General features: G+C 61.9%; 5 protein-coding genes and 2 pseudogenes. 3 read left to right on the top strand and 4 right to left on the bottom strand.

The features are described from left to right. Positions 1-590: 590 nt before the first annotated feature. The 4 genes and pseudogenes from GN234_RS30500 to GN234_RS29915 form a co-directional block, all read right to left on the bottom strand. Positions 591-878: pseudogene (locus GN234_RS30500) on the bottom strand (response regulator transcription factor); the annotation flags it as partial. Between the two features lie 306 nt (positions 879-1,184). Further along, positions 1,185-2,078: pseudogene (locus tag GN234_RS30495) on the bottom strand (sensor histidine kinase); the annotation flags it as partial. Between the two features lie 1,403 nt (positions 2,079-3,481). Continuing rightward, the gene (locus tag GN234_RS29920; protein ID WP_176689527.1) at positions 3,482-4,579 is read right to left on the bottom strand and encodes an ABC transporter substrate-binding protein; all 1,098 of its coding nucleotides are present in this window, start codon (positions 4,577-4,579) and stop codon (positions 3,482-3,484) included. Next, complete coding sequence (locus GN234_RS29915; protein ID WP_176689526.1) at positions 4,569-4,940, bottom strand: GGDEF domain-containing protein; 372 nt, start codon at positions 4,938-4,940, stop codon at positions 4,569-4,571. The genes GN234_RS29920 and GN234_RS29915 overlap by 11 nt, the downstream gene beginning before the upstream one ends. Before the next feature lie 276 nt (positions 4,941-5,216). On the opposite strand from GN234_RS29915, the gene gcvA reads away from it, so the two are divergent. The 3 genes from gcvA (at position 5,217) to GN234_RS29900 (ending at position 7,824) form a co-directional block, all read left to right on the top strand. Next, entirely contained in the window at positions 5,217-6,122 is a 906-nt protein-coding gene (gene gcvA / locus GN234_RS29910) for a transcriptional regulator GcvA (protein ID WP_109753390.1), read from the top strand. Positions 6,123-6,197: 75 nt separating this feature from the next. Beyond that, complete coding sequence (locus GN234_RS29905) at positions 6,198-7,025, top strand: DMT family transporter (RefSeq protein ID WP_116832772.1); 828 nt, start codon at positions 6,198-6,200, stop codon at positions 7,023-7,025. A gap of 37 nt (positions 7,026-7,062) precedes the next feature. Further along, positions 7,063-7,824, top strand: coding sequence for an SDR family oxidoreductase (locus GN234_RS29900; protein WP_176689525.1), 762 nt, complete (start codon positions 7,063-7,065; stop codon positions 7,822-7,824). Positions 7,825-7,935: the final 111 nt, after the last annotated feature.

Here is a 7,935-nt window from a genome sequence, read left to right as displayed (position 1 = left end):
GGGCTGCGATCGATCACGCCGTCCAACGCCTGCTTGGCATTGTTGATCAGGTTCACCAGAATCAGCAGCATCCGATGCCGGTCCAGCGCCAGCAGGGGCAAGTCGGCAATGTCCTTGACCACCGTCACCTCCTGGCGCGCCAGTAATCCAGCACTCATGCGCAAGGCATCGTCGATTAACTCCGGGACCGGCACTGTCTCGACAATACTGACAGCAACGGCATAGGACTGCTGGGCAGCAACAATGGTTTTGATGTGGTCAATGCCCTTGGTGAGTTGCTCGAGTTCTTCGATGATGCTCAGTTGCTCTGCGCTCACCACCTCCGCCAGCTTGAGCAGATAGCCGGGCAGCATCTTTCCTTTGTGGTCTGTGGTGAGAAAATCGGCCAGGTCATGGATGTGTTCGTTCATCAGTTGAGCCACCTTGCCCAACCCCTGGGCTTTGGAGGTGCGCATCTGGCTGCTGACCAGTTCTGCCGATACGTTCACGCTGTTGAGAACGTTGCCGACGTTGTGCAGCACAGTCGTGGCGATTTCGGCCATGCCCGCCTGACGGGATTTTGCATGCAGCTCGGTTTGCACCTGGCTCATGCGTAGCGCCGCGCGAACGCGGGCCTTGAGTTCCAGCGGCGAGAAGGGTTTGGCGATATAGTCATCGGCGCCACTCTCCAGCCCGGAAACACAGGCCTCGCTGCCACCTCGGGCGGTCAACAAGATCACGGGTAAATGGGCGAAACCGGCGCTGGCTTTGATTCTGGCTGTCAGGCCAAAGCCGTCGAGCCGCGGCATCATCACATCCGAGAGGACGACATCGATGGGGCGACGCTGCAGGAGTGCCCAGGCCTGCTCTCCATCAACTGCGGTGGCGACGATGTAGTCGTTGTGCAAAAGTTCGCGCAGGTAGCTCAGCATTTCCGGGCTGTCGTCTACCACCAGCACTCTGGATTGCGCGGCGTGTTCCGGGGGCTGCCCGTCTGCGCTGTCCATCGAAGCTCGGTCGTTGCCACTGCCATGGCGGCCGTCATCGAAACGCAGGTGGCGCTGCTCGGTCGTGCTCGTTGCGTTCGCAGACGATCGCTCGTGCATAGCGCTGGCTTCGGTCGACACGGTGTCTTGCTCAGCCCCCAGCGGAAGTCGAACAAAGAAGCACGAACCCCGTCCGAGCTCGCTGTTGACGCCGACTTCGCCCCCCATCAGTTTGACCAGATCCTTGACCAGGGCGAGACCGATGCCTGTGCCGCTGTAGTGGCGCGTGGCGGAATTATCGATCTGGGAAAAACGCTGGAACAACAGCGGCAGTTTGTCTGGGGCAATGCCAATCCCGGAGTCTTGCACCGCGAGTTCAAATCGCTCGCCATCAAGCGCAGTGACGGCCAGGTGCACAGTGCCGCCAGCGGGGGTGAACTTGATGGCATTGCTCACCAGGTTGAGGAGAATCTTCTCGAAGTGTCGGGGGTCCAGGAACACCGTGCCAAGCGCGGGATCGATGCTGCAGGTCAAGGTGCAGCCTTTGCCCTCGGCCACCATGGCGGCATCCTCGGCCAGCACACCCACCACCCTGCTCAAGTCCATTGGCGTTGGACACAACTCAAACTTGCCCGCTTCGGCCTTGGAGAAATCGAGGATGTCGTTCACCCGGTTCATCAAGCGCAGTGCGTTGCGTTGGGCGCGGTCGATTTGCACATGCCAGTCTGCCGGTGGTGTGGTCGCCGCCGAGAGCTGCTCCAGGGGTGCAAGAATGAGGGTCAGGGGGGTGCGCAGTTCGTGGCTGACCGTGGCAACGAAATCGCTCTTTGCCTGGTTAGCCGTATCGGCCTGGTTGCGCGCCTGAATAAGCTCGACGGCCTGCGCCTCCAGCACCTCGGTCTGATGGTGCAGCGTGTCGGTCCGTTCGGCGACCATTCTTTCCAAAGAGGCCTGGACTTGCTGTCGCTCGGCTTCGGCCTCGGCTTCCAGCACCCGGATGCGCAGGGCATTCTCCTGGAACACCCGTACCGCACGGGTCATGATCCCAATCTCGTCGCCGCGTCCGACGCTGGCGATCTCGGCATTCAGGTCGCCGGCCGCAAGCCGACGCATGACCGACGCCAAGGCTACGATGGGCTGCGCGACAAAGCGCGACGTGCTCCAGGCAATGGCGCCGGCTAGCAGGATGGCGACGGTACCGGCGACTATCGTCGCAAGCATGCCACGATCATTGTGGACCAAGGCGTCGGAGCGGGCTTGACCAGCGAAGCTCGCAACCAACAGGCCGGCGCTGCGTGCCTCGTTGCGAACCTGGTCGCGTGCGTCGCTCAAGGCGATGCTCGCCTGATGGAACCTGGCGAATGCCGCCCGGTAGCCGGCAATCTGATCGCTGACAGTCTGCGGCGTAGCCTCCGTTTGCAGCCCCACGGCCGAAGGAAGCACGCGAGAGAGACGGGTGAGCTCGCCCAGTATGTCGCCGACAGAGCCGGCAATCTCGGCCGACGGTGACAGGCGAAACGACAAGGTCTGCGCCTCCAGGGTGGCAACGCGCTCGGCGAAACGCTTGGACAACGCGGCTGCATTGTGCAGCAAACCGGTGGCGGCTTGAATGTCGCTTGCGTCATGGGCAACGTGCCTATCCACTTCATCCAACATTGCGTCGAGGCGTTCGACCACATCCTCGACGGCGGCGAGATGCCGCAAAGCCTCGCCTCCCTGGAGCTTGGGCGCCTCGCCAAGGTGCTCCACGGCCACGCTGGCAGCAGCGGCTGCCGCCGCCAACTGCTCCAGGTTCTCTCCCTCCTGCGGCGCCCCCATCACCTCGCGCAATTGCTCGACCACGGGCGGGAGTGCCGCGCCAGCATTGCGCGCCGCGGTGGCGGCCGCCCCATCACCAGTCGCCAGCATCTTGGCCACATTAGTGGTGATGATCCGTTCGCCGTTGCGCAGGATATCCAGGATGCGATGGGCGCTTTCCATGTTGCTCACCCGCGCCTCGTGCTCAGCGGTGCGGGCATCAAGCCCCTTCAGTCCATTGGCGATACCCTGTTCGACGAGAATCGTCGCCTCGCGCATCCGACCGTAATTGGCTGTCATGTTCTCCGTTTCGCCATCCATGGTCAGAGTCGCGGCCCGCAAGGCGGCGATCGCCGCGGCGAGCCTTTCCAGACTGCCCTTGAGCGATTGCGCCTCTGCCACCGGAATGGCGGTGAGGCCGACGATAGCCGTCGCCACCATGCCTTCGGCCTGGATCAGGCTTTCCTGGTCGCGGGTGGCGATGAAGTTTTCCACCCGCCCGGTGGCCCCGTTGACCGACGCCAGAATTTCCGCGGAATGGCTGGAAGAATCCACCGCACGTACCATGCCGCGCAGGCCGTAGAGGTTCACGAGCGATACCGCCAGCATCAGGAACACCAGTGCGGCGACCGCCAGGCCAATTTTGACGGCAATGGGCCTGTCCCTGACTGGCTTGAATGTCAACATCGCGCCTCGCCTCCTCGCTCCCCGCCCCGCCACTACTGCTTCGTAACCTCCGGCAAAGGCGCCGGCGGCGCGGTTTTGTTGATGGCCGCGTCGATCATCGCCGCCACAGAAGCCTGGCTGTAGAACGGATTGGCGGCGCCGCCCACCGGCATCGTTGCGAGCCAGGCGTCCAGGTCTTTCCCATCGATACGTACCAGCGGCACCTCGACGAACTTCGGCACTTGCTTGCCCGCCAGGATCTGCTGGGCCACCCAGAAGCCCACCTGGGAGACGCTCGGTGAGGCGGAAACGGAGACGGTCTCATAGCCATTGGCATCGCGCTCCTGTTTCCACAGGGCGAGTTCGTCCTGACGGTTCCCCATCACGATGATCGGTAAAGGGCGTCCCGCCGCCTTGAACGCCATGGCCGCGCCATAACCGTCGCCCCCTTGAGTAGCGACCGCATCGATGGTGGGCAGCGACGGCAGCGCCAGCGCCACCTCCTTGCGTGCCACGGAAGCCGTCCAGTTCCCGTACACGGTCTTGGCGAACTTCAGGCCCGGATAGTCGCTGGCAGCCTTGCGAATGCCGTCGCTGATGTTTTTATCGGTGGCATCGCCGGCAATACCACGGATCTCTAGCAGCGTTCCGTTCCCCTTGAGGCGTTCGGCGATATAGTCCACTTCCACGCGGCCCATGGCAGACCAGTTGTAGTCCACGGTATAGACACAGCTTTCAGTGACCAGGCTGGCCATGACGACCACCACGATGCCGGCGTTGCAAGCATCGCGGATCACCCCGTTGAGGGCCGTGTCGGACGCGGCCAGGACGACGATGGCGTTCACGCCCTTGACGATCATCTCCTGGATATGGGCCGCTTGTTCCGACGCCGAGTTATTCGCGCTGACCACCGGGGCCTCCCGGATCAAGCCATCCTTTTGCGCCTGGGCCGCAATCTCCTGCCAGTTACGCACCATCACCTTGCGGAAATCGCTGCCCGCGTAGGAGTTGCTGAAGGCAATGCTATAGCTTGCGGTAGGGCCGCTGGCGATACCGTCGGCAGCTTGGGCTGGATGGGCGGCAACCATCGCCAACCCGGTCACGCAGCCGGCGAAGCGCCACAGGATTTTGCGGATCGGTTTAGTGTTCATGCGGTTCTCCATCACGCTTGGGATTGACGCTCGGCTCATCGACGTCTTTGCTCATCGGGTAGCCAAGGACATTGTTGATACGGTGGAAACGATCGAGCCCAAGAAACATCACCGCCCATTGTTCGTCGGGGCGACTGGACAGGAAAATCGACGGAGTGAAACGGTCGCCGGGCAAGGCGTCATGAGGCAGCTCGGTCAGTGAGTCGTATTCGATCCGCTGGGAAATTCTCAGTGGCACCTGCGCGCCTGCCTCATTTCCGAGCTCAATGCAGAGCGTTTGGTGCGTCGCATTCCGTGCCATTTGCCATTTCCAAGTGAAGGCATCGACCATCTGGAGGTTGTCCAGAGCAATGAAGGGCATATTCAGGTTACGGGTCTGCTCATACGGCCATTGCGATAGTAGAACCGGGCATAAAGAAATGAAGACATACGGACTCCTTTCCTTGGTGGCTGACGATTGAAACCAATGCACTACCTGCTGTGGCCATCAGCATAGTCTCAACGTGCCCGCTTCGCGCGCGGCCATGGAGGATTTCAGTCAACTGAACGACCGAAAAGGCCATTGCGGCTATCATGTTCTATCATGAGTTAGCGCTCATGTTACGCATTTCTGATGACTCGCCGAGACGCCCCGTACATGAGAGATCTGCCGCCAACCGCCACACTGCGTGCCTTTGAAGTCGCCACCCGGCACGCGACCTTTACCTCTGCCGCGAATGAGCTGCATGTCACTCAAAGCGCGGTCAGTCACCAGCTCAAGCATCTCGAAGAGCTCTGGGGATTGCAGTTGTTCGAACGTGGCAAGTCGTTGAGCCTCACCGCAGCGGGGGCTACGCTGGCGCCCATCGTGCGGGAATTCTTCATGAGCCTGGAGGCGACCCTGGCCGATCTTCGAGAGCAGAAAGGCAGGGTCCGACTCGAAGTCAGCACCACGTACTCCTTCGCGCTGAAATGGCTGCTGCCACGCTTGCCGAGCCTATCCCGGCAACATCCCGAGCTACTGGTCTCGCTGGACACCACGGACAAGATCATCCATTTCTCCAGCGCCCAGGCCGATGTCGCGATCCGGCTCGGCAAGGGCAGTTACCCAGGCCTGTATTCAGAGTTTCTGTTCGGCGAGCAGGTGTTTCCGGTGGCAAGTCCCGATCTGCTGCAGCGATTCGGGACACCGCGCAGCCCTGCCGAACTGCTGCATTACCCACTGCTGACCCGTGATGGCGCCGAGCTGGTGCCGAAATGGGAGGCCTGGTTTGAAAAAGTCGGGCTGGAGTTTTTGCCGCTCAAGGAAAGCGTCCGGTTTGGGGACACCAACATGACGGTCGAGGCTGCCCTGCTCGGCCAGGGTGTCGCCCTGGTACGCAGCGGGCATGTTGAAACCGAAATCAGCGACGGTCGCCTGGTGAGGCTCTTCGATGTGTCGTTCCCCTCCCCCCTTGCCTACTACTTCGTCTGCCCGAAAGGCAGCGAATCGCAGCCGCACATCGTCAGCTTTCGCCAATGGTTGACCAGCGAGGCGCTGAAAGTCCAACGAGCTTATGGATGATGCATGAGGATTCACTCATGAAACGATGAGGAGACTTCGCTGTAGTCCGGGCAGCCGGGCTGCATAAAATGGCGCATGCCTATCCATATCACCTTGCTGGTTCTTTTCGCCGCGCTCCTGCATGCCAGCTGGAATGCGCTACTGCGTGGCGGCACCGATCGACTGTGGTCGATGACGATCATGTGCATCGCCATCGCAATCGCCAGTATCGTCGCCGCGGTGTTCATGGAGCCACCGGCAGTTGCCAGTTGGAGCTATGGATTGCTTTCGGCGTTGCTGCATGTCGGCTACAACCTGTTCCTGGTGCGCAGCTACCGGGTCGGCGACCTGGGACAGACCTATCCGGTTTCGCGTGGATCGTCACCCGTCTTGATCACCCTGGGCGCCGCGGCCTTTGCCGGGGAAAGCATTGCTCCCGGTGCGCTACTGGGTATCGCGCTGGTATCAGGCGCAATCATTTCGTTGGCCTTCAGGGGACGCAACCTGTCGGTGCCCAGCCTGCCCTATGCCCTGGGAACCGGCTGCTTCATCGCCGCCTACAGCGTCACCGACGGCATTGGCACCAGACTCTCCGGCGCGCCACTGGCCTATACGGTGTGGATGTGCGCCTTGTGGGGCGTGCTGATGCCGGCGGTGTACATCGGCCTGCGCGACGCCCGCAGCTTATTCTCTTTCCGGCCCGGCACATTGACCGCCGTGGTCGGTGGATTGGTCTCCTTGCTGGCCTATGGAATCGTCATCTACGCCATGAACGAAGCCCCCTTGGGCGCGGTATCGGCATTGCGCGAAACCAGCGTGCTGTTCGCCGCGTTGATTGGCTACGCGTTCCTCGGCGAGACACTCACCACTCGCCGAGTCGTGGCGTGCGCAGTGATCGTCAGCGGCACTCTCTTGATTGGCTGATACACCCGCTTTCTCACCGTTACAGGAGGTACCCTCGATGAATAACGTCTCCCAGGCACCGTTGATTCTGGTCACTGGTGGCGGTCGCGGTGTGGGCGCCGCCACCGCACGGCTCGCCGCAGCCCAAGGCTATGACGTCGCGATCAGCTACGTTGCCCATGAGTCCTCGGCGCTGGCGGTGGCGGCGGATGTGGAGGCGTTGGGCCGTCGGGCGCTGGTCATGCGGGCCGACAGTGCGGACCCCGGACAGGTCGCCGATCTGTTCGCGGCCATCGACCGCTCATTTGGCCGTATCGACGTACTGGTCAATAACGCCGGGGTACTGGCCGTGCAGTCGCGCCTGGAAGACATCGGCTTCGAACGCATGCAGCGCATCTTCGCGGTCAACTCCATCGGTCCGATGCTCTGTGCCCAACAGGCGGTGAAACGCATGTCCTACCGGCACAACGGTCCGGGCGGGGTGGTGATCAATGTCTCTTCGGCGTCGGCGCGCCTCGGCAGTCCCAACGAATATATCGACTACGCGGCGTCCAAGGGAGCCCTGGAGACGTTCACCATCGGTCTGGCCAAAGAGGTGGCCCGCGAAGGGATACGCGTCAACGGTATTCGCCCCGGTCACATCTACACCGAAATGCATGCCAGCGGCGGTGAACCGGGGCGGGTCGACCGTATCAAGGACACAATCCCCATGGGCCGGGGTGGCCAGCCGGAGGAAGTGGCCCAGGCCATTCTGTGGCTGGCCAGCGCGCAGGCATCATTCGTTACCGGGACATTCCTCGACGTGACCGGGGGCAAATGAGCCGGTGGGCTGGATCAGTTTGCCGGCTCCCCCTGAAATGGGGGTTAAGCTGGGTGGGAGTTTCAAACGCGCTGGATATCAATGACTGCTACAGGGTCAAACGGCGCATGG

The sequence above is a fragment of the Pseudomonas bijieensis genome (assembly GCF_013347965.1).
GTDB classification, from domain to species: domain Bacteria; phylum Pseudomonadota; class Gammaproteobacteria; order Pseudomonadales; family Pseudomonadaceae; genus Aquipseudomonas; species Aquipseudomonas bijieensis.
Note: the sequence above shows the minus strand (reverse complement) of the source record. Positions and strands in the feature narration are given on the sequence as shown.